Genomic DNA, 453 nt, shown 5'->3' with positions numbered 1-453 from the left:
TCTTCAGCTCAAAATTATTAGATTGAATTCATTGGATCACGATAATTTTAAGAATTTAAGAGGCCATAATTGTTTTTGATGAAATTGTTGAGTCAGAATTAAATGTATAAATCATAGGAATGCCAGTTGCTAATTCTTGAGAAATAATCTCTTCACCGTTTAGACCTTCAAGCGCCATTATAAGAGCACGAAGAGAGTTGCCGTGTGCTGCTACTAAAACAGTTTGAGAACGCAAAATATGTGGTTGGATATGATAAAGATAATAGGGCCAAATACGAGCTCCAGTATCGCGTAGACTTTCTCCATTTGGGGGGGCAATAGTGTAGGAACGACGCCATATTTGCACTTGTTCTTCTCCCCATTTGTGGCGTACTTCATCTTTATTTAAACCAGAGAGATCACCATAATTACGTTCATTCAATGCAGAAGTTTTTATCAGTTTTAAATTTGATT

At 36.0% G+C, this 453-nt stretch carries 1 protein-coding gene; it reads right to left on the bottom strand.

The window, feature by feature from the left end:
- Positions 1-55: 55 nt before the first annotated feature.
- Positions 56-453, bottom strand: a 398-nt coding sequence (locus J7R05_RS08065) for a histidine phosphatase family protein (protein ID WP_208541856.1), incomplete at its 5' end; no start/stop codon positions are given.

Source organism: Bartonella capreoli (assembly GCF_902813205.1).
In the GTDB taxonomy this organism is placed as follows: domain Bacteria; phylum Pseudomonadota; class Alphaproteobacteria; order Rhizobiales; family Rhizobiaceae; genus Bartonella; species Bartonella schoenbuchensis.
The sequence above is the reverse complement of the archived record's forward strand: the minus strand, read 5'-3'. Positions and strand labels throughout refer to the sequence as shown.